The sequence below is a fragment of the Stenotrophomonas pictorum JCM 9942 genome (assembly GCF_001310775.1).
In the GTDB taxonomy this organism is placed as follows: domain Bacteria; phylum Pseudomonadota; class Gammaproteobacteria; order Xanthomonadales; family Xanthomonadaceae; genus Stenotrophomonas; species Stenotrophomonas pictorum.
In genome coordinates this window covers 1-1,016 of sequence record NZ_BAZI01000641.1, presented here as the reverse complement: position 1 = coordinate 1,016, position 1,016 = coordinate 1, and the positions used below count along the sequence as shown (strand labels likewise).

General features: G+C 66.3%; 1 protein-coding gene. It reads right to left on the bottom strand.

Annotated features, from left to right (window positions below; genetic code table 11):
• Positions 1-104: 104 nt before the first annotated feature.
• Positions 105-1,016 (bottom strand): sugar MFS transporter (locus JCM9942_RS16735; RefSeq protein WP_054660966.1); only part of this gene is annotated, 912 nt, incomplete at its 5' end.

Below are 1,016 nucleotides of genomic sequence, written 5' to 3'. Positions count from 1 at the left end.
CCGGCGTACTGCAGGAACGCGCGCGGGGTGTCCGGCGAGGCCGGCGGCTGCGCTAGTAGATCGATCAAAATTTCGCCGAAACAAACAATCTTGCCCATCTGGCCTCAGCCTCCCTGGCTGTTGCCGACGCTGGAACGGGAACCGACCAGGCCGTAGAAAATGACATAGCCGTAGCACAGCAACGGCAATACGAAGGAATGGTGCACGCCGATACGGTCGGCCAGCAGGCCCTGCAGGAACGGCACCAGCGCGCCACCGACGATGGCCATGATCAGCAGGCTGGACGCCTTGTTGGTCAGCGGCCCCAGACGCTCGATGCCGAGCGCGAAGATGGTCGGGAACATGATCGAGTTGAACAGGCCGGTGGCCACCACCGAGTACAGCGCGACCTTGCCCTGGCTGCCCATGGTCAGGGCCAGCAGGCCCACGTTGACCAGCGCGAACAGGGCCAGCAGCTTGCGCGGCGAGAACCGCACCAGCAGCGCCGAGCCGGCGAAGCGGCCGACCATCGCCATGGTCCAGTACAGCGACACGTAGTGGGTGGCTTCCTGCTCGCTGAAGCCGCCGATGTTGGGCAGCGACAGATAGTTGACCAGGAAGCTGCCGATGGACACTTCGGCGCCGACGTAGAAGAAGATCGCCAGTACGCCGAACAGCAGGTGCCGATGGCGCAGCGCGTCGCCGTAGCTGTGGCGGGCGCTGTCGGCCTGCTCGCTGTTCTCGGTCAATGCCGGCAGGCGGAACAGGAACACGAACAGCGCCAGGGCAAACAGCGCGATACCCAGACCCAGGTACGGGCCCTGCACCGATTGTGCTTCGGCGGTGCGGTAGGCGACCTGTTCGGCCAGCGGCAGCACGGCCAGCTCGTCGGCGCTCTTGATGGTGTTGCCCAGGATCAGCAGGCCACCGAAGATCGGCGCGATCGCCGTGCCCAGCGAGTTCAGCGCCTGCGCCAGGGTCAGCCGGCTGGAGGCGGTGCGCTCGGGCCGAGCAGCGCGACGGTACGGGTTGGCCGC